General features: G+C 43.9%; 19 protein-coding genes. 8 read left to right on the plus strand and 11 right to left on the minus strand.

Annotation, left to right across the window (positions count from 1 at the left end):
• Positions 1 to 240 precede the first annotated feature (240 nt).
• The 4 genes from P0M28_RS25745 to P0M28_RS25760 all read left to right on the plus strand — a co-directional run bounded on the left by P0M28_RS25745 (position 241) and on the right by P0M28_RS25760 (position 6,287).
• A complete protein-coding gene (locus P0M28_RS25745) occupies positions 241 to 1,317 on the plus strand; it encodes a zinc-binding metallopeptidase family protein (RefSeq protein WP_302206279.1) in 1,077 nt (358 codons plus the stop codon).
• A gap of 195 nt (positions 1,318 to 1,512) precedes the next feature.
• The gene (locus P0M28_RS25750) at positions 1,513 to 2,883 is read left to right on the plus strand and encodes a UDP-N-acetylmuramate--L-alanine ligase (RefSeq protein WP_302206281.1); all 1,371 of its coding nucleotides are present in this window, start codon (positions 1,513 to 1,515) and stop codon (positions 2,881 to 2,883) included.
• 315 nt (positions 2,884 to 3,198) lie between these two features.
• On the plus strand, positions 3,199 to 4,008 hold the full coding sequence (locus P0M28_RS25755) for a 3'-5' exonuclease (RefSeq protein WP_302210942.1): 810 nt from the start codon (positions 3,199 to 3,201) through the stop codon (positions 4,006 to 4,008).
• A gap of 95 nt (positions 4,009 to 4,103) precedes the next feature.
• A complete protein-coding gene (locus tag P0M28_RS25760) occupies positions 4,104 to 6,287 on the plus strand; it encodes a bifunctional alpha,alpha-trehalose-phosphate synthase (UDP-forming)/trehalose-phosphatase (protein ID WP_302206282.1) in 2,184 nt (727 codons plus the stop codon).
• Between the two features lie 245 nt (positions 6,288 to 6,532).
• On the opposite strand, the gene P0M28_RS25765 is transcribed toward P0M28_RS25760, so the two are convergent.
• Positions 6,533 to 7,942: an ATP-dependent DNA helicase gene (locus tag P0M28_RS25765; protein ID WP_302206283.1), complete on the minus strand. Its 1,410-nt coding sequence runs from the start codon at positions 7,940 to 7,942 to the stop codon at positions 6,533 to 6,535.
• Between the two features lie 145 nt (positions 7,943 to 8,087).
• On the opposite strand from P0M28_RS25765, the gene P0M28_RS25770 reads away from it, so the two are divergent.
• A complete protein-coding gene (locus P0M28_RS25770) occupies positions 8,088 to 10,697 on the plus strand; it encodes an MBG domain-containing protein (RefSeq protein WP_302206285.1) in 2,610 nt (869 codons plus the stop codon).
• A gap of 49 nt (positions 10,698 to 10,746) precedes the next feature.
• Here P0M28_RS25770 and P0M28_RS25775 read toward each other — a convergent pair whose 3' ends face one another.
• On the minus strand, positions 10,747 to 12,669 hold the full coding sequence (locus P0M28_RS25775; RefSeq protein WP_302206287.1) for a M23 family metallopeptidase: 1,923 nt from the start codon (positions 12,667 to 12,669) through the stop codon (positions 10,747 to 10,749).
• Entirely contained in the window at positions 12,656 to 13,267 is a 612-nt protein-coding gene (locus P0M28_RS25780) for a fumarylacetoacetate hydrolase family protein (protein WP_302206288.1), read from the minus strand. The genes P0M28_RS25775 and P0M28_RS25780 overlap by 14 nt, the downstream gene beginning before the upstream one ends.
• Positions 13,268 to 13,534: 267 nt before the next feature.
• On the opposite strand from P0M28_RS25780, the gene P0M28_RS25785 reads away from it, so the two are divergent.
• Positions 13,535 to 15,316, plus strand: coding sequence for a glycoside hydrolase family 15 protein (locus P0M28_RS25785; protein ID WP_302206290.1), 1,782 nt, complete (start codon positions 13,535 to 13,537; stop codon positions 15,314 to 15,316).
• A gap of 90 nt (positions 15,317 to 15,406) precedes the next feature.
• Here P0M28_RS25785 and P0M28_RS25790 read toward each other — a convergent pair whose 3' ends face one another.
• Together P0M28_RS25790 and P0M28_RS25795 are read right to left on the minus strand one after the other, a co-directional pair.
• Positions 15,407 to 15,793, minus strand: coding sequence for a hypothetical protein (locus P0M28_RS25790; protein ID WP_302206292.1), 387 nt, complete (start codon positions 15,791 to 15,793; stop codon positions 15,407 to 15,409).
• A 16-nt stretch (positions 15,794 to 15,809) separates the two neighbouring features.
• Positions 15,810 to 16,760: an FKBP-type peptidyl-prolyl cis-trans isomerase gene (locus tag P0M28_RS25795; RefSeq protein ID WP_302206294.1), complete on the minus strand. Its 951-nt coding sequence runs from the start codon at positions 16,758 to 16,760 to the stop codon at positions 15,810 to 15,812.
• Positions 16,761 to 16,946: 186 nt separating this feature from the next.
• On the opposite strand from P0M28_RS25795, the gene P0M28_RS25800 reads away from it, so the two are divergent.
• Positions 16,947 to 17,360 (plus strand): DUF1573 domain-containing protein, encoded by a 414-nt coding sequence (locus tag P0M28_RS25800; protein WP_302206296.1) that lies wholly within the window; start codon positions 16,947 to 16,949, stop codon positions 17,358 to 17,360.
• 53 nt (positions 17,361 to 17,413) lie between these two features.
• Here P0M28_RS25800 and P0M28_RS25805 read toward each other — a convergent pair whose 3' ends face one another.
• From P0M28_RS25805 to modA, 4 genes are all read right to left on the minus strand, one after another.
• Positions 17,414 to 18,829 (minus strand): sensor histidine kinase, encoded by a 1,416-nt coding sequence (locus P0M28_RS25805; protein ID WP_302206298.1) that lies wholly within the window; start codon positions 18,827 to 18,829, stop codon positions 17,414 to 17,416.
• Between the two features lie 138 nt (positions 18,830 to 18,967).
• Complete coding sequence (locus P0M28_RS25810) at positions 18,968 to 19,819, minus strand: sulfate/molybdate ABC transporter ATP-binding protein (RefSeq protein WP_302206300.1); 852 nt, start codon at positions 19,817 to 19,819, stop codon at positions 18,968 to 18,970.
• Positions 19,819 to 20,487, minus strand: coding sequence for a molybdate ABC transporter permease subunit (gene modB, locus P0M28_RS25815; protein ID WP_302206302.1), 669 nt, complete (start codon positions 20,485 to 20,487; stop codon positions 19,819 to 19,821). Before modB ends, P0M28_RS25810 begins: the two co-directional genes overlap by 1 nt.
• 5 nt (positions 20,488 to 20,492) lie before the next feature.
• The gene (gene modA, locus P0M28_RS25820; protein WP_302206304.1) at positions 20,493 to 21,233 is read right to left on the minus strand and encodes a molybdate ABC transporter substrate-binding protein; all 741 of its coding nucleotides are present in this window, start codon (positions 21,231 to 21,233) and stop codon (positions 20,493 to 20,495) included.
• A gap of 120 nt (positions 21,234 to 21,353) precedes the next feature.
• On the opposite strand from modA, the gene P0M28_RS25825 reads away from it, so the two are divergent.
• The gene (locus P0M28_RS25825; RefSeq protein WP_302206306.1) at positions 21,354 to 22,223 is read left to right on the plus strand and encodes a substrate-binding domain-containing protein; all 870 of its coding nucleotides are present in this window, start codon (positions 21,354 to 21,356) and stop codon (positions 22,221 to 22,223) included.
• 32 nt (positions 22,224 to 22,255) lie between these two features.
• Here P0M28_RS25825 and P0M28_RS25830 read toward each other — a convergent pair whose 3' ends face one another.
• Positions 22,256 to 22,699, minus strand: coding sequence for an ATP-binding protein (locus P0M28_RS25830; RefSeq protein WP_302206308.1), 444 nt, complete (start codon positions 22,697 to 22,699; stop codon positions 22,256 to 22,258).
• Positions 22,689 to 23,033 carry an STAS domain-containing protein gene (locus P0M28_RS25835; protein WP_302206310.1) on the minus strand — a complete coding sequence of 115 codons (345 nt, stop codon included), beginning with the start codon at positions 23,031 to 23,033 and terminating at the stop codon, positions 22,689 to 22,691. Before P0M28_RS25835 ends, P0M28_RS25830 begins: the two co-directional genes overlap by 11 nt.
• Positions 23,034 to 23,043: the final 10 nt, after the last annotated feature.

Here is a 23,043-nt window from a genome sequence, read left to right on the forward strand (position 1 = left end):
GCCGATGATTTTAGTGTTCTATCAAATTTGAAATTGAGGCTGAAGGTGTTTGAGTTTGATGCGGTGTGCTGTTAGTACCCGATCTGTCATCGCGATCATTCCATGATGGTGATACGAAGCGACTTCACGTACCAGCGGGTGGGGAAATCAGAAACAATTGTTCTCGTTTTTAGTGAACATTGAGGCGAGTTTTGCGTATTGATTGGGCTGGGAAATCCTGCAAATTAGGGTGGTTTAACTATGAAATTATTCAGTTGTCAGAAGTGCGGTCAGTTGTTGTACTTTGAAAATGTTCGCTGCGAACGCTGCCATAGTCCATTAGGGTTCACTCCTGATTCAATGGACTTACTAACGCTAGTCTCGGCCGGTGATAAGACGTTTCAGGCCTACGACAATCAGGCAGAGGTTTATCGATACTGCGCCAATGCCCAGTATGACGCCTGTAATTGGTTAATTCCGGCTTATGATTCAAATAATTACTGTACTGCTTGTCAGCTTAACCGAACCGTGCCCGATTTGGCAGACAAAAACAATCTGAAGCTCTGGCGAAAACTGGAAACTGCCAAGCATCGCTTGGTCTACACGTTACTAAAAATGAAACTACCGCTAACCCCCAAACCGGTAAGTACTACTACTGGATTGGCTTTTGATTTTCTGGCCGACTGGATTGATGTAAAAGGCGAAATACAGAAAGTTCTTACCGGACATGCTCAGGGGTTGGTTACCATCAATATTAACGAAGCGGATGATGCTCATCGAGCCCAAATGAGGCAAGATATGGGCGAACGTTATCGCACTTTGTTAGGACACTTTCGGCACGAAGTAGGGCACTACTACTGGGAACTGCTCATTGCCGATAGCAATAACCTACCGGAGTATCGCGCTCTCTTCGGCGATGAGCGACAGAACTACGGTGAGGCTCTGCAATCGCACTATCAGCAAGGGCCACCGCTTGGCTGGCGCGATAGTTTTATTAGCTCCTACGCTACAGCTCATTCTTGGGAAGATTGGGCGGAAACCTGGGCGCATTACCTGCACATGGTAGACACCCTAGCTACCGCTTATGCGTTTGGTCTGCAAATACAACCTCGGGTAACCGAAGAGGAAAAACTAATCGCCGAGATAGATCGCGACCCCTACCGGATAAGAAGGTTTGATCGTATCTTAGAGCTATGGCTTCCCCTGACCATTGCGATGAATAGCATTAACCGTAGCATGGGTCAGCCCGATATGTATCCGTTCGTAATATCCGATGCAGTAGCTGCCAAGCTATCGTTTATTCATAATATAGTTCGTGCTTCCGCAAGTGATGACTGATGACTAATGAATAGTGAGTAATGAATAATGAGTGGTGAATGTTGGATGGCAGGTAGCGAAAAATTAACTTCCATCAATCATCAATCATCAATCATCAATCATCAATCATCAATCATCGCTCATTGTACATTGCTATTGCTCGTCAGGCTTTTTGTCCTAACTTTGCCATAACTCTGGAAAAACGATGTTCCTTCTATGTCTAATTCATTAAAAAGAGTGCATTTTATCGCCATCGGCGGTAGTGTAATGCATGATCTGGCGTTGCATATTGCCCAAAAAGGGGTACAAGTAAGCGGTTCTGACGACGAAATTTACGATCCCGCCCGAGGTGCTCTCGCTAAGGCTGGACTACTACCGGAACAAACCGGTTGGTTCCCTGAGAAAATCACCAAAGAACTGGATGCCGTAATCTTAGGGATGCACGCCCGGCCCGATAACCCTGAGTTACAGAAGGCGCAAGAATTGAACATTCCTATTTTATCGTACCCCGATTTTATCTACGAAAACAGTCGTGATAAACAACGGGTCGTGGTTGCGGGTAGTCATGGTAAGACAACCATCACCTCCATAATTGTGCATGTTCTAAGCCAACTAAACCGGAGCTTCGACTATGTTATTGGTGCCAAGATTGATGCTTTACCAGGGCGAGTACAACTTAGTGATGCGCCGCTTATTATTATTGAGGGTGACGAATACCTTTCCTCTCCCATTGACCGTAGCCCGAAAATTCTGAAATATCACCACCATATTGGGCTGATCAGTGGCATTGCTTGGGATCATTACAATGTATTTAAGACGGAAGATGAATACGTGCAGCAGTTTGATCGCTTTGCCGATGCCTCGCCCAAAGCCGGAGTACTAATTTACTGCGAAGAGGATGATATGGCGACTGTAATCGGCCGAAAAGAGCGAGCCGATGTTGCCCGAATAGAATATAAAACCCATTCGCACCAAGTGCGCGACGGAAAAAGTTATCTTACCACGCCCGAAGGCGAAGTGCCTGTTAAGTTGTTCGGATCGCACAATATGCAAAATATTAGCGGAGCCCTGGAAGTATGCAAGCGGATTGGCGTAACCGAAGCGCAGTTCTACTCAGCTATTGGTTCGTTCCAGGGTGCAAATATGCGCCTGGAACTAGTAGTTGAAAACGAGGGTACTCGGTTGTACAAAGACTTTGCTCACGCCCCGTCAAAATTGCTAGCCACCACCAAAGCAGTAAAAAACCAATTTCCTGACCGAACATTGGTGGCTTGTGTAGAACTGCACACCTACAGTAGCTTAAATCCTGAGTTTGTAGGGCAGTACCAAGATACGCTGAAAGATGCCGACGTAGCCATCGTCTATCATAACCCTGAAGTTTCTAAACATAAAAAATTAATTCCACTAACTGACGAACAGCTCAAAACCGCTTTTAACCAAAATAATATTCTCATCTTTACTCAGACCGACGAACTCAAAAAGTATCTGACAGAACAAGAGTGGCCCAATAAAAACCTACTAATGATGAGCTCCGGCACCTTTGGCGGATTAGATTTGGTTGAGCTTGGCAAAGAAGTTATCGGGTAGATAGAGAACGGTTGGCGCGGGGAGTAATGACTAAGGGAAAACGGAGCACGGAGAACGGAATTCAAAACCGATGGTTGATGAAACTAACGAGTCCATAAATAATGACTGATAATTAATACCCAATACCACAACATTTTAACACTTCAAATTTCTAAACCTGTGGACTGTAGACTATCGACCGTGGACTAATAACCATTCAACAATTTAGCAATCGGACATCAACACCTGAACACTTCAGGCTTCTAAACTTGTAGACTGTAGACTATTGACCGTGGACTAAAAAGCAATTAAATAATCGAATTCCATGAAAGCATGATAAATTTAAAACTGAAGAACCCTTTAACATTTTTTGACCTGGAGAGCACAGGAGTTAATGTTACCAAAGACCGCATAGTAGAGTATTCTTTCATCAAAATACTGCCTAATCAGCAGACAGAAACGCTTACCCAACGGATTAACCCCGGGGTGCCGATTCCGCAGGAAACCAGCTTAATTCACGGCATTTACGATGAAGATGTAAAGGATGCTCCTACGTTTAAGGAAGTGGCTCGTAAACTGCATAAGTTTCTGGAGGGTAGCGACTTAGCTGGGTTCAATATCATTAAATTTGATGTACCCATGCTGGTAGAATCTTTTCTTCGGGAGAATATTGAGTTTGACGTAAGCCGAAGGAAGTTGGTAGATGCTCAGAAAATATTCCATATGATGGAAAAGCGTACGCTATCGGCGGCCTACAAATTTTACTGCCAGAAGAATCTGGAAGACGCTCACAGTGCCGAAGCAGATACTCAGGCCACGCTAGAAGTGTTGAAAGCCCAAGTGGAAAAGTATGCTGGCGAAGAAGTGGTGGATTTACAAGGTAATAAGGTAGGCGTAATTCGTGATGATGTGGAATCGCTACACCAAGTATCTACTACTAAAATGGTAGATTTAGCCGGGCGATTTAGCTTCAACAATAATGGTGTCGAAATTATCAACTTCGGAAAACACAAAAATAGGCCAATAGAGGAAGTGCTAGCTTCTGAACCAGCTTTTTACGACTGGATGATGAAAGGTGACTTTCCACTGGATACTAAGCGCATTCTTACTGAAATAAAGCTGCGAGGTTTAAAATCTAGATTTTAGCCTTCTTCCTTCGGGTTTTACCTACTTTTTATAGTAACTTTAAGGTAAACTTTTTAAGCTTACACTAATCAACTACGCGTACAACCTGCTGTTTTATGGCCAAGACCATCATTGTATCGAATCGCCTCCCCATTAAAATATCCCGTAACGAAAATGAACAACTAGAGTATCAAACCAGTGCCGGTGGGTTGGCTACTGGTTTGGGTTCAATTTACAAAGAAGGGAACAACTTATGGATTGGCTGGCCTGGACTAGTTACTAGCAAAAAGGAGGAGAAAAAAGAAATTACCGAATCCATTGGGAAAGAGAGTATGTTCCCGATCTTTTTGACCGAAGACGATATTCGAGACTTTTACGAAGGCTTCAGTAACGAAACCCTCTGGCCTAACTTTCACTACTTCACGCAGTATGCCATCTACGAGCCTCGGCTGTGGGAAGCCTACAAACGAGTGAACCGTAAGTTTGCCGATGAAATTCTGAAGAAAACTGAGCCGGGCGATACACTCTGGGTGCACGATTATCAGTTGATGTTGGTGCCCGGTATGCTACGTGAGGCTCAGCCTGAACTAAGCATTGGCTTCTTTTTGCATATTCCGTTCCCTTCTTACGAGATATTTCGGTTACTACCCTGGCGACGCGAGCTTCTAAACGGAGTGTTGGGTTCTGATTTGGTAGGCTTTCATACCTACGATGATATGCGCCACTTCCTTAGTTCGGCCAGCCGATTAGCCGGATTAAGCAGCTCCCAGGGGCTGGTAGTGGTAAACAACCGGCAGGTAATGGTAGACTCTTTCCCAATGGGAATTGACTACGACAAATACGCCGAGGCCGCCGCTTCTCCCGGTGCTTTAGAGAAAGAAGTATACTACCGGATTTCTTTGGGCGATCAGAAACTCATCTTATCTATCGACCGACTAGATTACTCCAAAGGAATTCCTCAGCGACTGGAAGCCTTTGAAATGTTCTTTGATCGCTACCCCAAATACCGCGATAAAGTATCGCTTATTATGGTGGTGGTTCCCTCGCGCGACTCAGTAGGAAAATATAAAGAACTGAAAGAGGAGGTAGATCGTTTGGTGGGGCGTATCAACGGAAAGTACGGGAAAATTAACTGGACTCCGGTGCACTTTTTCTATCGCTCGTTTCCGCTGGAAGAACTGTCGGCCTTTTACCGAATGGCTGACGTGGCGTTGGTAACTCCAATGCGCGATGGTATGAATCTGGTCTGTAAAGAGTTTATTGCCAGCAAAATAAATAAGAAGGGCGTACTGATTCTGAGTGAGATGTGCGGTGCTTCTAAAGAACTTTCGGATGCTATTCTGATTAACCCGAATGATACCAACCAGCTGGTTGAAGCAATTAATGAGGCGTTAACCATGCCCGAAGAAGAGCAGATTCAGCACAACACCAACATGCAGAATTCATTAAAGCGTTATAATATTTCTCACTGGGTAAACCTATTTATGAAAAGTCTAACCACAATTAAGGAAATGCAGCACAGTATGCAAACCCGCCACTTAGATGAGCTGTCGCAAGAAAAAATGTTAAAGGAGTTTAGTAAGGCTAACGAGCGACTTATTTTTCTGGATTACGACGGAACCCTCACCGGGTTTCACAGCGATCCGCGCGATGCCAAGCCTGACGATGAGCTGAAGGAAATCATGCAGAATTTGGTGAAGGAAGAAAAAAACAAAGTAGTGGTGATAAGCGGTCGCGATAAAGACACGCTTGGTGGCTGGATGGGTGAATTTGATGTGACCCTGATTGCTGAGCACGGAATCTGGATGCGGGAAGTGGAAAAAGACTGGCGCACCGTAGTACCCATTAAAGGTGATTGGAAAAAGGAAATTATGCCAATTCTGGAGATGTACGTGCAACGTACTCCCGGCTCATTCATTGAAGAAAAAGACTTCTCGCTGGTCTGGCATTACCGCAAAGTAGAAACCGGCTTGGGCGAATTACGAACTCGCGAGTTAGCTAGTCACTTGAAGTACATTTCATCCAACAGCAACTTGCAGGTGCTAGAAGGCGACCATGTGGTGGAAATTAAAGATCGGGAAGTAAACAAAGGGCGTACGGCTCACCAGTGGCTCAACCAAACCTCCCACGATTTTGTGTTCGCCATTGGCGATGATGCTACGGACGAAGATACCTTCAAAGCTATGCCTCAAGAGGCCTACACTATAAAGGTAGGTAGTAAAACCTCGGCAGCTCGCTTCAACGTTAATTCTTACAAAGATGTACGAGCCTTGCTGAAAGAAATGATTGCCGAAGGCTGAAGAAGCGAATAGCTTTATCATGAATTGCTGAAGGTAGTCACGGAGACCGGAAACCGGAGTCGGGAGACCGAAGTAAGAAGGTAACGAATAGTGAATAATGGTTAATGAATAATTAGTGGTGAATGTTGGATGGCGGGTAGTAAAAAATTAAATTTCATCAATCATCAATCATCAATCATCAATCATCAATCATCAATCATCGCTGCTGTAAGATTTGTTGTGAAGTACTTGTTTCTAGGATAGTTTTAGTCGGCGAAAAATTCTGCTTGGAAATTCATAAGAAATAGCTCTTGTTGAGAGCGGGTTACCGCCGTATAGAGCCAGCGAAGATATTCGGTATTGAGTCTCTCCTCTGGCAAATAACCTTGGTCTACGAACACCGCATCCCATTGCCCGCCCTGCGATTTATGGCAGGTGAGCGCGTAGGCGTACTTTACCTGAAGGGCATTTAGGTATATATCGTTGCGGATGGCTTCTTGTTGCTGCTGATGCGTTTCTTTATCTTGATATTCTTCCAACACATGCTGATAAAGATCGCGATACTTTTCTTCTTCTAAGGCCACGCTGGGAGAATGCAGCACATCCAGCATAATCTTAGCATCAAAGGGTGGCTGGTCGGGATAGTCCAGTAACTGTAGTTCTAAATCGGCGAAGCGCAATCCGTACTTCTCTTCCAGATTAAATACTTTGATAATTTCTACAAAATCACCATTGGCTAAAAAAGAAATGTCGCTGTTTTCTTCGGTGAAGAAATAGTTGTTCTTCACAATCATCAGGTAATCGCCTACTTCTAGCTCATTCTCGTAAAAAAATATCTGGTGGCGAATAAACCGATTGTATTGCACCGACGCTTTGTTTGATCGGCAGATAACGGCGGTATTTTCTCTTCCAAACTTATCGTAGGCGTAGCGTAACCCATCTTCTAACTTTCTTCCTTCCATTCGGTAGACATCAGGAAAGCCCTTCGTTTTCATCTGAATACTAAACTCGTTTAGAATGAGTTGCTTCCGAAGCTGGGTGGCATTATCTAAAATACCGGAGTTTTGCTCCTGGCGCATCACCTCAATAAGCTCAGTTTCAAAAATAGTAAGTCCGTAAAAATGCTCCAGGTGCTCAGCATCTAAGCCCTGGCTAAGGGTTTGACCCACCGGGGGAAGCTGAGCGGAATCGCCAATAAGCATCAGCCGGTTGCTAGGTTGTTCAAATACGTAATCAATTAAATCGGAGAGTAAACCACTACGGCTCGCCCCAATGTCATTAGAAAGCATGGAAGCTTCGTCGATGACGAACAGTGTGTTTTTCTGATAATTTTTTCGGCGGGAGAACTGCAATCGTCCCGAAATCGGATCGGCTACTCGCTGATAAATAATTTTATGAATGGTGAATGCGCTACGCTCCGAATAGCTGGCCATTACCTTCGCAGCTCGTCCGGTAGGGGCTAGTAGCATTAGTTTTAGATCAAACACGGGCAGTGCTTTCACCAGCGCACTTACCACCGAAGTTTTACCGGTGCCAGCGTAGCCTTTGAGCAACAAAGCGGTTTTTCGGTCAGCTTTCTGAGCTAAAAAAAGATCGAATAATAAAAATAAGTTTTGTTGTCCTTCGGTAGGCTGATGAGGAAAATACGAAGCAATCACTTCCGAAGGCTTGGGCATAGAATTGATAATATTATAACTTTATAAATATTTATTTGTATATTTATAATAATTATTTGCAAATAGAAATTTAGTTACCATGTATTTATAAGTTCTACTGAGAGCTTTTGAACTGATTTTTTACAAGGTAAAAATTATTAATACTATGCTAATATTAAGGCGATATTATATTTTACTGCTCTTCACATTCTTATCTATTTATAGTTCTCAATTAGCTAATGCACAGACTACCCTGAATTGGGCACAACATTATAACGGGAGCAGCGGTGGCATAGGAAAAAACGGTACCAATTCCGTAGAAGTAGACCGAAAGGGAAACGTAGCCATTTGTGGTTATTTCAAGAATCAGATTACGATTAACGGACAGAGCTACGAGGCTACTGATTTTGGTTCTTTTATCGTAAAATTTGATCCTGTAGGGCAACTTTTGTGGTCTAAAACCTTGGACGCTCAACTGGTCACGTACGCTAGTCGCTTGTTTTACGATAGCCAGGATAACCTATACTTTACCGGACAATTAAAAAGTGGATCAATTGACTTTAGCGAAGGCGCAAGTGCAGAGAGTCACTCAACGTTGTCCGGCACAAACATTTTTTTTATTAGCAAATTTAACCAGGACGGAGCTTTTCAATGGGTTAAGGTGGTGCCGGGGGTAGCTACTTTAAGCCACGACTACTTCTATATCAACGAAGGTGGTAGCTTGTATAAGTTAGACTTAAACGCTGAGTTAATATGGGAGCGTCCGGGTATTCAAAATTACCGAAAGATCAGTATTTCTGCTTCACCCAAGGGCATTATCTGGATCGCTGGTGATTTTTATAAGGATAGCGAGCTAACGATAGGTAGCACAGTCCATTTATCAGCCAGCGCTGCTACTGATTTATTTCTGGTGAAATTCAGTGCCGACGGCACTTACGAAAAAGCAAAATCTATCGTAGGTAATTCTTCCGATCAGTTTAATGATATGATCGTTCAGGATAATGGGAATGTAGTCATCACGGGCGGATTTAAGGGTAGATTACACCTGGATGACGACCATCCTGAGGGGATAATTACCTCCAAAGGAAGCTATGACATATTTGTGGCAGCCTATAACGCAAACCTAGCGTTGAATTGGGGACATTCCATAGGAAAGAATGGCTGGGATGATGGCCGGGCATTGACTCGTGACAGACACGGGCAAATTTACCTTACGGGAGCTTTTCAATATACCGTTGATTTCGATCCTAGTTCCAACCAGGCCAATCTCTCAACTCCACCGGTTTGCGTTTCAAATGTTTACCTTCTGAAGCTCAACGAGAACGGCAATTACCTGGGTGCTCTGCGCTTCGGTAACAGCCGGATAGGTTATGGTAATAAGTTAGCAGTATTCAGCGATCACTTGTTTTTAGGAGGAGATTTTGAAAGGGTAATAAATTTTAATCCGGTCGGTGGGCAATCTACTACTTTGACAGCAAGTGGTCGCGACCAGTTTCTATTACAACTGAAAGGCTTCTCACCTATAACAAAGTGGCCCCAAGCTATCACGATGGATGAATTTCCGGATGTGAGCTATGCTACCGAAAGCTTCACGTTAAGTGCAACGACGAATGCTGATCTACCCTTATCGTATTCCAGCACTAATCCAACAGTAGCTACTATCGTAGGAGACACTGTTATGGTACACAGTGCAGGAGTCACAAAAATTACGGTTTCTCAGGAAGGTAGTAGTACATACGAGGCAGCAACTCCGGTGAGCCAATCCTTAGAAGTAGACAAGGTACCCTTGACTGTTACGACTGCTGACTACCATAAGATAGCGGGGGAGCCAAATCCACAGTTCGTCATAAGTTACTCAGGGTGGGTAAGAGGTGACAGTTCCAGCCAGATTGATGCTTTGCCTCAGGCATCCGCAGTAGCGGATCAGAATAGCCTTCCTGGTGAATACGATATCGTTTTAGGAGAAGGTGCTGATAGGAATTATGCATTCGATTATATCCCAGGAAAGCTCATCATACAGAAAGAGCTACAAAGTATCACGTTTGAAGCCATCCCGAAAGTAAGCTACGGTGACGCTTCCGTACTGCTTTCGGCTCAATCAAGTGCTGGTTTGCCATTGAGCTACGTGAGTTCCAATCCTGAGATAGCTCGGGTAGAAAACGGCGAGGTAGTCATTCTTGGAGCTGGTAGTACCACCATTGAAGCTTCTCAGCAGGGTAACGATTGGTATAAACCAGCAGCTTCAGTAAGTCAGGATTTAACCGTTAGTAAGGCAGTGTTATCAGTTACCGCAAAAGACGTTAAGCGAGAACAGGGCTTACCAAACCCTGAGTTCTTGCTAACCTATACAGGGTGGATCGGAGATGACAGTATTGAGGAGCTATCTGAACAACCTATAGCTTTCACTGATGCAAACAGACTGGATCCAATAGGAAGCTATCCTATACAAATTGGTGGGGGGAGTGATGAAAATTATGCCTTTCAATATAACGAAGGAACGTTGTTGATAGAGCCACATATAATCACTGGCTTGCCTAGCTTTTCTGTTACCCTTTCCAAGGTCTACCCTAACCCTACTACTGGATTGCTGAATGTAATACCAATCAATACTCATCACGGGCTTATACGGTTGTATAATCCTTTAGGAGCATGTGTAATCCACGATGAACTGAAAGCAACTACAGTACTCGACTTAAGTGAATACGCAACAGGAGTGTACCTTTTAGAGGTCATTTCCGGGGACTACCGCCAAGCAATACGAATAGCTAAAGACTGATAAAGCTACCATAACAGATTTATGATAGAGTAACATAGTGTGTTATGGATTACGGACCTATTGTTTTAGTAAACACATTCTCATTCCCCACCATGTCGCGCACTCGAAGTTTTACTTCACCCCGGAGCGGTTTAGAATCGTCTAGTCGATCCGACCAGATTAGGTCTCGTTTGTAATCGTAGTGCATTAGCAGCCACTCTCCATCTACGTAGACTTCATATTCCCGAATGCCCGAGGTTACGTCTTCAATTTTAAAACGCAGTCGGTCAGAACTAATGCTGAGCGGAGTAATTACCGGAGCGATAGTATCTACTTCCAGAATGAAATCGCCAAAGTTACGGGTGCGGAAGCTGATATTATTATTTTTCCAGTCGCCACCCTCGTAACCCAAATCGCCCTTGGTATCTATCCGATACACCGACGTTTTATCGCGAGGCCCCGCCGGAAATTGCCGGGGTTTTAGCAGTACTTGCATATTCTGCCGGAGCGGTACGTTGCCCTGATGAATACGAAATAGCTCTCGTCCCGCATCAATCTGATAATCCATCTGGAGAAACAGCGTATCAAACAGAGCAGATTTGGGAAAGGTAACATTCATTTGCGGTTGATAAAAGCTGAACGCATTTCGAGAAGGCACACGTACTTTAATGGGCAAACTGCTTATATCCCCGCACATATCAACCGAATCGGGAATACCCCGGTTGAGGTTCCACAAATAGACCGCAACGTCGTTCACCACGTAGGCCGGAGGTTCTTCAAAAGTAAGGCGACTAGAAAAAAACGTGGCCAGCTTGCGCTGGTAAACTCCTTCCGGATTCTTATCTACCGGAGCAAATAGCTGCAATATGTTGCCTCGAACGTGGTAATTTTGGCTGGAATACGGTTTGCTAAAGTAGCGGGTGTTAATGGATTTATCGGTTTCTGTCTGGCCTTGCAGGGTGAAATTCACTTGGCTCTGGTTACCGCTAATATCAGCCAGCGTGATGCTTGCCTGATGGAGCTGATCGTCGTTAATTGTAATTTTTCCCTGTTGAGCATTTGTTTTATAAAACGGGAGGGTATTGCCATCATCTACGTACAACTTGTAAAAAGTGCGGTTCTGACGATAACGCTCCTCGTAGTTGGTGTGAACGTGGATATTCTTGGCCTGGGAGAAAGAAAACTTCTTCATGTTGCAGTGAAACTGCGATTGGCCGTCCAACGTCAGCTTAGTTTCTTTTACACCGTACACATTTCGTGCTCCGGTAGCTTTATCGAAGGCCGCCACTTCAACGCCTACGGTGCCTCGCACTGCAATGGGTTCGTCTACTACGTATTTACCGCCTTTATCTTTTAGGCTAAACTCGAAGCGACCAAACTGCCCATTGATTCGGGCACCTTCGTCTAAGGTAGTCAGTGCAATACGGCGAACGTAAGGGCGCACATTATCCACAATTTCTTTAAATCCGAATTTGAGCGGGTCCATCGGTTGCTGGTTAGCATCCCGAATCTCGAAGTGCAGATGTGGCCCACCTGAAGAACCGGAATTTCCGGCTTTGCCAATCACTTCGCCTCGCTTTACCGCTAATTCGTTTTTCTGCGGAAACAGCTCAATGGTAAAGGATTTTTTTCGGTACTGCGCCTGCTTAATGTACGCTTGAATTTGGTCATTAAATTCGTGTAAGTGGGCGTACACACTGCTAGTTCCGTTGGGATGCTGGATGTAAATAGCGTTACCGTAGCCACCGTAGGAAATTTTGATGCGATTCACAAAACCATCAGCGGTGGCGTGAACCGGAGAGCCAACTACTCCGCCGACTTTAATATCTATTCCGGCGTGCAGGTGAGAACTCCGAAGCTCGCAAAAGTTGCCCGACAGATAATTTTGCTCACCCGGCCGGATAGGAAACAGATAATAATCATCGTTCTCAAACCCCACCGAAGCGAACAGCACCGGAATACAAATTAGTACAACAACCCTACTTAATTTCACAAGTCAACATTTTTTGATCTTCAATAAATGCCTCTAACACATTGCCCCGCTGAATTGGCCCCACACCTTTGGGAGTGCCGGTAAACAAAATATCGCCCTTTTTAAGCGTAATAAACTGAGAAACATAGGCAATCAACGAATCAACGGTATACAACATCAAATTGGTATTACCGTCTTGCTTGGTGTCCCCGTCCACTTTCAAGCTAAAGTTTAGGTTCTGCAAATCAGGGTATTTCTCCTTCGGGACAAACTCCGATATTGGTGCCGATCCGTTAAAGCCTTTGGCCAGCAGCCAGGGCAAACCTTTCTCTTTTGCTTTCTGCTGCAAATCTCTTGCCGTGAAGTCAATACCAATACCGATGCTATCGTAATATTTAGGGGCAAACTTCTCCTGAATATACTTTCCTTCCTGACAAATCTTCACAAGAATCTCTACTTCGTAGTGAATGTTTTGAGTGTATTCCGGGTAATACAGCGGGTCATCATTTCTTAGCAAAGCCGTATCGGGTTTCATAAAAACCACTGGCTCGTCAGGCTTTTCGTTCTTGAGTTCTTGGATGTGGTCTGCGTAATTGCGCCCAATAGCGATAATTTTCATGGTTTAGAGGCTTGGTTAGTAATAACTGTTACGGGAGATACTTATCGGTGACTTTTGTCTTATTCCCTACTTTTTCGATGGTAAAAATTAGCACACTTCGAGCAGAAAAACCATAAAATTGGTTGAAACAACTTCTTACAGTTTCTTACTAACGTAAGTAAAACGGATAAAAACGTACTATTTACTGGTATAACTGACGTATCGTTTGAATTTACCCGAGTGCTTCGTTATTATGCACTTTATTTTCTAGGTAGTATATACAAAACAATGAGCAAACATACTTACGAGTACGGAGTGATTGGAAATTGTGCTTTTCTGGCGCACATTGGTAAAGATACGAATGTAGCTTGGCTGTGCTGGCCCCGCTTCGACAGCAGCTTCGTTTTCGGGGGTATTTTGGATAAAGAAAAGGGGGGAGAGTTTAGTATTCAACCTAAATCTACTTCTTTCGATACTCATCAGTACTACCAAGAGAATACCAATGTACTATGCACTGAAATTACTACTGACGAAGGAAAGTATCGGGTCACTGATTTTGCCCCTCGCTTCTTGCAGTACGACCGGAATTTCAAACCACTCATGCTGATTCGCAAGCTAGAGCCATTGTCGGGTACACCCTTAGTGAAAGTTACCTGCAACCCAGTAGGCGAATACGGTGATCTGAAGCTGGTAAATAATCAGGCTAGCAATCATATCAAATTTTTAGGGTTAGAGCGGGAGATTCGTCTGACTACTGATATTTCGCTCACTCATATTATCGAGAACAATTATTTTGTACTGAACGATACTAAGTATTTGGTGCTAACGTACGGAGCCCCGTTAGAAGCTCCGGTACGAAGTACTTCTGAAGCGTTTCTACAGAGCACAACCAATTATTGGCGCAACTGGGTAAAGAGCACCAGCATTAAAAACTTTGGTCAGCGCGAAGTGCTGCGTTCCGCCTTGGTACTAAAAATTCATCAGTACGAAGATACCGGAGGAATTATTGCCGCAGCTACTACCAGCTTACCCGAGTCGCCGGGCAGTGGCCGTAACTGGGATTACCGTTACTGCTGGCTGAGGGATACCTACTATACTTTGAATGCGTTTAATAATATTGGGCACTTTGAAGAGTTAGAGCGGTACTTCCATTACATCGCTAATATTTCGGCTACGCAAGGAGACCGTTATCAGCCGCTGTATGCTATTGGGGGGCGTAACCAGCTCGTAGAGCGAATTATTGACTTAGAGGGCTACAAAGGTAACAAACCAGTACGCGTTGGTAACCAAGCTTACGAACATATTCAGAACGATGTGTACGGCCAGGTACTGCTTTCGCTGCTGCCGCTCTACGTTGATTTTCGCTTCAATCAGGACGAACGGGCTGGCTCTGATAAGCTGGCTGCCGATGTGCTCAACCGAATTGAAATGTTTATTCAGGAGCCAGATGCCGGTCTGTGGGAATTCCGAGATTTTAAGCAACTGCACTGCTATACCTATCTTTTCCACTGGGCAGGAAGTTCAGCAGCGGTGAAGATTGCCGATTTTATGAAGGATGATCGTCTCAAGAAAAAGGCAGTGCACTTACGCGATTTGGCGGCTAATAAGATTGAAGCTTGCTACGATCCGGTTCGGAAAGTGTACACACAGGCTATTGGTACCAGCAATCTGGATGCGAGTACCTTGCAGCTTATCATGATGAATTATCTGGATAGCAACTCTGACCTAGCGAAAAATCATTTAATTAACCTGGAGAAAGAACTTCGTTCCGAAGGGGGCTTATTCTATCGCTATAAACACACCGACGATTTTGGTACTCCAGAAACGACTTTTTTGATTTGCGCTTTCTGGTACGTAGAAGCCCTGGCCTGTGTAGGTAGGCTAGATGAAGCCATTGAGACCTTTGAGAGTATTATGAAGTTCAGCAACCACGTAGGACTATTTAGTGAAGATGTAGATGCTGAAACGGGGAGCCAGTGGGGGAACTTCCCACAGGCCTACAGCCACGTGGGTTTGGTCAACGCCGCATTTCGCATTGCTACCCGTCTGGATAATCCAACGTTTTTGTAAAATGTGAAATATGAAAACCCTTGTCTTACATCTCATATTTCTTATTTCACATTTTAATCAGTGAGTACCTGTCCTACGGTTCAACGCCTATTACAGCTTATCAAAAGTTAGAAGTTCTGGGTTAATAGTATCTTTCTGATAAAAATCACCGATCATCAATCTATCGCTCTCAATTTTTATGAACACCTCACGATATATTGAGGAGCTTGATACAGAATTGCGAACGGAAATTGTATCTGTTCGTAACTCGTAAAAGTAAAGACCCGCCCCATATTTGGGCAGCAAGTGACCGTTCCGTTCTTCTCTACCTCGGTTGAGTATGAAAGAGTTTTCGCCTTCAAACACTAGGGTATCTGCTTGATCCCTAGACTCGACCCAGGTGCCATCCAAAGTATTAGTGCTAACTTCATCTTCCCGGCAACCAGTGCCGAACAATAGGGCTGCAATAGCTACGAGAGGAAATAGTTTTTTTACCATATCTAGCGTATAACTACTAAAAGTCAACCAGTTCTAGTTCAAAGATTACGGGCTCATAGGGTCGCCAATTGCGTGCATTGAGTTCTTCCAAAAAATTCTTTCGGATGGCCGGAGGTATTACTTGAACGCCCTCAGCAAATCCCAGATGTGACGGAATAAAAATTCGGGCTTTCGCTCCTTTGTTCATAGCCTCAACTCCATCTTCAAAACCCGGAATAACCTTTGTTTTTCCTACGTAAAACGCATACGGATTGTCTTTTTCCGATTCGCTAAATACCGCATCGTCGAGGTAGTAGCCTTTAAAGTTAACTTTAGCCAGCGCTCCGGTGGTTGGTTGTTCACCACTACCTTCTTCCAGCAACTGAAAGAAAACACCCGAAGGTAACTTCTGTACATCGGTAAGATTATGTTCTTCTACATAGTTAGTAATAATTTGCTCTTCTTCTTCCTCAATGGCCTTCTTGGTTATGATCTCTTCAACCTCTATATCGGCTACTAAAATGGCATTTCGAGGAAGATACTGCCCAAATGAATAAGACTCAAACGCTTGGTAGGAAGGAAGGTAAAGCCGATACTGCTCTCCCGTTCGCATGTGGCCTACCCCAATATTAATGCCTCGGGGATACAAGGCATTCGGGTATTTTTGGGCGTGGAAAAACCGTAGCGAGGAAGCAGCACTATCGAGACTATCAATCGCTTTTCCAGCTAATGTTCGTAATCGGTAGCGAACAGCTACAATCGACTCATTTTCTACGGCTGTGCCACCAGGGTTTTCGCGTAAAGGCTCAATGTAGATGCCGCTATTTAATCGTTCGGCTTTAATTTCATGTTCTGCAAGATAATTTTCCAGGGCTGAGTCGTCTTCTCGTATCTGTCGCTCAAAATCAGATTCGGTGTCCTCCATACATCCGGAAAACAGAAGAGTGATGGTAAAAAAAACAATGCTGTAGATGTGTACTAGCTTCATTACTGATGGTATTTTTAGATTGTTGTTAGATTGACCCTGTTTAGCAAGAAAGCGTTGGAAGAAGGGATAAAATTTTAGAGAAAAAACTACAGAACCATACGTGCTTTCAGAAAATTGGCCACGCTGGAAATTATTTCAGGATTGATTTTTGTTACCCCTTTAAATCAGACTAATAAACGTAATACCATGAAATTTGCTTTCGCACTACTGTTCAGTTTTGTTTTTATTGGCTCGGTAGTAGCCCAAGAAGAGGCCACTACTGAAGATCTCGCGGGTCCTCAAATTACTTTTGCTCAGGATACTAAAGATTTTGGTGATATCATTCAAGGCGATAAAGTAAGCCACTCTTTTGAGTTTGAAAACACTGGAACTGAACCACTGATCTTATCTAACGTGCTTACTACCTGTGGTTGCACGGCTACTGCGTGGCCTCGCGAACCTATTGCGCCCGGTGAAAGTGCGAAGATTGAGGTATCATTTAATAGCACCGGAAAAAAAGGGCGACAGAACAAGGTGGTTACTGTAGTATCGAATGCAGTAAATGCTCAAGAGCGGGTAAAGCTTATCACCAATGTACTTCCTAACAAAGATGTTCAGTAGCCGATATAGAATTTTAGCTAGCACTGGCCTCGCTTATTTGAAGTGAGGCTTTTTTATTGCGGAAATTTTAGATATACCTGAGTGCCCTTCTGATTATCAATACTGATAGTGCCATTAAGCTGCCGAGTTAGACTTGAAATTAGCTGAAAACCTAGCGTAGTCCCATCAATTAGGTTAAACTCAGTCGGTAAGCCTACTCCATTATCCTGAATAGTTATATGTATGCAACTCTCCTTAAAAAAAGCCTGAATATGGATTTTAGGTGAATCAGTTGAAGTGGGAGGGAAGGCGTATTTAAAGCTGTTAGTAATTACTTCATTAATAATTAGTCCGCAGGCAATAGCTCGGTCTACATCGAGAGGTTTGTTAGTGACTTCTTGCTCAACATGAATCTCTTCAGCTTTTTCCCGAAATAGTTTTTGCACGTTACTAACCAACGATTGAATGTAATTTCTTAAGTTAATGAATGTATAATTATCGCTACGGTAAAGCTGCTCTTGAATAAGGGCGAGCGTTTTAATACGAGTCATGCTTTCTTGAAACAGATCGTATACAAACGGCTGGCTCTTTACTTTTTCTGCTTGCAAATACAGTAAGCCCGAGACAATGGTCATGTTGTTTTTTACTCGGTGATGAACCTCGTGAGCGTACGAATCTTTTTCATCTAAAGCCTGAGTTAGCCTCCGCACATCATCTTTGCGTTTGGTAATATCACTCACTGTCTCAAGCTTGAACCGCTGACCATTATCACCAACTAGCCTACCCACTTGGATAGAGACATCTTTAAAGTTTCCGTGTTTATCAATTGTTTGCCATTCTCCGCTATTTTCTTCGGTGCCACCAGCAAGATACTCCTGATGCTGCGCTTGGGCATATTTGTGAATATTCTTAGGAAGCACCAGTGTGATGGACTGTCCAATCAGCTCGGGCTTGGAGTAGCCATAAATGGTACAGTAGGCTTTGTTCACTTTCACAAAATTTCCTTCATCGTTGGTTATACAAACCCCTACCGTAGTTGTGTTCAAAATCTGGTCTAGCATGGACTGAGTGTCCAATACACTTGCTTCCTCCTGGCACTCTCGGTAGTTTATGGCACCCTCAATCGTTTTCTGGAGTGTAGCTAAATCGTAGGGCTTGTTAAGAATACTGTAGGGGTCACAGTCAAGGGCTTGCCGGACTGTTCGCTGGTCAGTGCTGGCAGTTAGAAAAATGAAGGGAAGCAGCGGGTTAATATCTTTGATATGTTGAGCCGTTTCTAACCCACTCATACTACCTCGAATGCGAATATCCAGAAAAGCTATATCTATGGTCGAGGTTCTAACTGCATCCAAGGCCTCTGAGCCATTGTTTACTACCACAACATTATGGTAATCCAAATCTCGTAGATACTGTACGAAAGTTAGTTGAGCAATGGCATTATCTTCTACGATTAAAATATTAGTGTCGTGCATAAAAAAATCCCCAATCAAAACAGCGTAGGGTAAGCAATATGAATGATAAAGATAAGAATATAGTTAAAAATGCGCTGATTACCCACAAAAAGGAGGCTTAATACAACTGCCTTAATTAGAAAAGAAATTGATAGATAATACTAAGAAATAATAAAATTATACTTCCTTTTTCCGTTGAACATGGTATTGATCGGCTGTAATATAGAGCGTATCACCAACTCGGTAGCGGTCAGAGTCTTCAGGAAGATGAATAATACTAAGCGAATTTTTCACCACTAGCGTAATTTGCCCGTTGTGTACGGTGAGCACTTCACCCTCTAGTAGCGTAGCGGGGTCAGTATTGCTTAATACGGTAGAGGGGTGCCCCTGCTGTACCACTTTGCCATTTTGCAGTAAAAAAGCCCGGTTGGCCAGTCGAGCAACTTCTGAGGGGGTATGGCTTACTAACACGGTAATTGTTTGATAACGATGGTGCAATGTCATTAAGTCTTGTTGTAGCTTACTTCGCATCTCCTCGTCTAAGGCAGCAAAAGGTTCGTCGAGCAAGAGTACTTTAGGGCGACGTAATAATGCCCTAGCCAGGGCCACCCGCTGTTGTTGTCCACCCGAAAGATCAGTCGGTTTTTGACCAGCTAAATTCTGAATATGGATTAGCTCCAAAATATCGTCGATGGCACGAGGTGGTTGGTCAGCGGGTAGGGCGTATTCTAGATTCTGGCGAACATTCATATTCGGGAACAGCGCGTAATCCTGAAATACGTAGCCAATAGAGCGTTGTTGCGTTCTCAGGTTAACACGAGGGTGGCTGTTAAACCAAGTACGGTTACCTACCGTAATTTGTCCTTGGTCAGGCAAGAGCAATCCGGCAATCATTTTCAGAATACTAGTTTTTCCGGCACCCGATGGACCCATAATGGCAATAATTTCTCCGGGCTGAATCTCAAAAGAAACATCCAGATAAATAGGTTGGGTACTGCCTCTTAGCTGTTTTTGTAAATGAACGGTCATTAAATAATGCCTCGGGTACGCTGGTGCTGGTACGAATAAACCAAAATAAGTACGATAAAAGAAAAAAGCAGTAAGATTACCGCGTATACATTCGCATTCGCGTAATTCAGCATTTCCACTTCGTTGTAGATAGCAATAGAAGCTACGCGGGTTTCATTAGGAATGCTTCCCCCAATCATCAGGATTACGCCAAACTCCCCAATGGTATGAGCAAAAGTCATAACGCCACCCACCCACAAGGATGCTTTGATGTTGGGCAACAACACATTAATAAGGGTATTCCACCGAGATTTTCCCAAGGTGTAGGCTGCCTCCCGGTAGGTATTGGGTAAACTTTCTAGGGCAGAAAGCACCGGATTGACCATAAAGGGCAAACTAAAAATGATAGAGGCAATAACTAGACCGCTGAAGCTAAACACCAAGCGAAGATCAAACCACCGCTGGCTAAGCTGGCCTAACCACCCGTCGGGACGGAGTAAGAGAAGCAAATAGTATCCTAAAACGGTGGGAGGAAGTACTAAAGGAAGGCTAACAAAGGCTTTGAGTACCGGGCGAATATTTTTTCCGTAGAAATAAATAACGTATACCAGTGGCAGACTAATCAAGAAAAGTAATACGGTAGTGATAGATGCAAGCTTAAGGCTTAACCAAAACGGCGACCAATCCATAGACACTACGGCAATTGGTAGCCGAAATCTTGAAAAACCTTTTGGGCCACCGGAGAAACAATAAACTCTAAGAACTGATCGACGGTGAATTCAGCAGCTTCAGCGTTACGAAGCAACACCATGCCGTGGGGCAGGGGAGAGGCACCCTCAACTTCTTGCCAACTACCACCCTTTTGTTGGATAGATTCAATATGTTGGGCAGAATTAGCTGTAAAGGCAGTTATCACCGCTTCGGTAGCAATGTACTGATTTACTTGGCTGATATTCTCGGCGTATACTAACTTATCCTTCACTTCATCCCACCAGCCGTGCTGTTGCAGCCACTGGCGGGTTATTTTTCCGTAGGGGGCTAAATCTGGTTGGGCGATAGCAATTGTTTTGGCTTTTTGCATTCTTTTCTCAACAGAGGTGATATTTGGCTTTGCCGACCAAAAATATAGGGTACCGTAGGCCAGCACCTCCGGCTTTTGTTGAGCCAGGCCTTGTTCGTAGATGTTTTCAGGATACTTCATGTCAGCCGAAATGAAGAAATCGTAAGGGGCACCGTTCGTAATTTGGGCTGTTAATTTTCCTGATGAGGCTACGATAAGCGTAAGGGTGCCTTGAAATTTTTCTTCGTACAGTGCCTTCACCTGATTCATAGGAGGAAGAAAGTTAGCGGCTACCGCAATCTTTAGATCGCTAGTCTGCCCAAAAGCGGAAGTAAATCCATCGAAAGTAAGTAGAAAAAATAATAGAAAACGCATCTAATCGTGATTTCAAGTTGAAAACAACAAATTACGAATTGTTAAGTATTTGATTATTAAAAAACTGCATAATTTGCAGGACATAGTCGTTCTACAACGCAAGCACAATGTATACAAGGTATGGATCAATTTAACGTCGGTAGTGTCCCCGAGCATTTTATGTTACCCTGGCATCTGGCCATTGAAAACGGTGACTTTCAAGCCCACGGGTTATCGGTCAATTGGCAAGATTACCCGGGCGGTACCGGAGCTATGATGGCTGATCTTCACGATGGTCAGCTCGACATTGCTATTGCGCTTACCGAAGGCGTAATAGCCGATATTGTTAAACAGCGAGCAAGTAAATTAGTCCAGGTATTTATTAGTAGCCCCCTTACCTGGGGTATTCATGTAGCGGCAAATTCTGCTTATCAGTCGGTAGAAGAGTTAGCAAGCGCAACATTTGCTATTAGTCGCATGGGTTCAGGTTCGCACCTCATGGCCGTAGTAATGGCGAAGCATCGAGGCTGGCCGCTTGACAAGATGCAACTGAAAGTGGTAGGGGGAATGGAGGGCGCCCGCCAAGCCTTACCCGGCGGAGAGGCTGATGCTTTTATGTGGGAGAAATACATGACCCAACCCATTGTAGAGCAAGGCGATTTTCGTCGGGTAGGCGAATTTGATACGCCCTGGCCTTGCTTTGTCGTAGTTGTTCGTAATGAAGTACTGCAAAGTTCATTGGCTCAGGTTGAAGTGCTGCTAAAAATAGCGCAACAATCAGCCAAGAGCTTTACCAGCCGGGATGATGCCACTACGCTAGTAGCCCAGCGATATGGCCTTACTTATGAAGATGCTGAAAGTTGGTTTGGAAGAACAAAATGGCAAACGAACTTTCGTGTTTCTCGTGCTATGCTCGAACAGGTGATGAATGCGCTGATGAACTGCCAAATTATTGACCAAAAAGTTGAGCCACACCAACTGTGTAGCTCGCTTACTGTGTTAGAGCAGTGAGCGAGATAAAGCAGGTGACATTTCTACTTAGCTTAAGCTCGATGAGTGGGTTGAACAGCCAGCTCTTTGTAGAGGCGATAAATATTGCGCTTTGACTTCGGATGGAAATCATGGTCAATATGATCCATAATTCGGCGAACGAGCAACAAACCCACTCCGCCTTTGCGCCTATCTTTGATAATTTGCTTAATGCAAGGCTCTTTGTACTGATCGAAATTAAAGCCCTTCTTGCCAGAATCATGAATCTCGAAGGTGATTCCCCGATCTTCGCCAATCTTGATCTTCAGCTCTATGCTATGGCGAGAATTACACTGGTGGGAGTGGATCATCAAGTTAGAGCAAATCTCATCTACTGCTAGCACCAGTTGATGCATTTCTACGTCAGAGATTGTATAATTTCGTAGAGTTTCCCTTACAAAGTCGCGCACTCCCTGCAGCTCATCTTTACAACACGATACTTTGTAACTATAATTCATCAGCTTTAGCCTTTGCTTGTTCTTTGGTTTCAACAATCGTGAGCAGTTGGTGAAGTCCTAGTATCTCAAAGACTTTATACACTTTATCACTCATATGGTACAAAACCATTTTCTTCTCTTTAGTTTCTAACTCTTGGATGTAAGACATAAAAACTCCTAATCCAGCCGAAGAAATGTAATTGAGATGTTGACAGTCTACCAGAATTCTGACAACATTTGAGCCTATCGCTTTTTCTAAAGCCTCATCTAAGTAGATAGATGAACTGGCATCTACCTCTCCGTTAATTGTGATAAGGCAGCTATCGCCCTCAAAATCAGTACTTACCTTCACCATAGCTAAACTA

This window comes from Tunicatimonas pelagia (genome assembly GCF_030506325.1).
In the GTDB taxonomy this organism is placed as follows: Bacteria; Bacteroidota; Bacteroidia; order Cytophagales; family Cyclobacteriaceae; genus Tunicatimonas; species Tunicatimonas pelagia.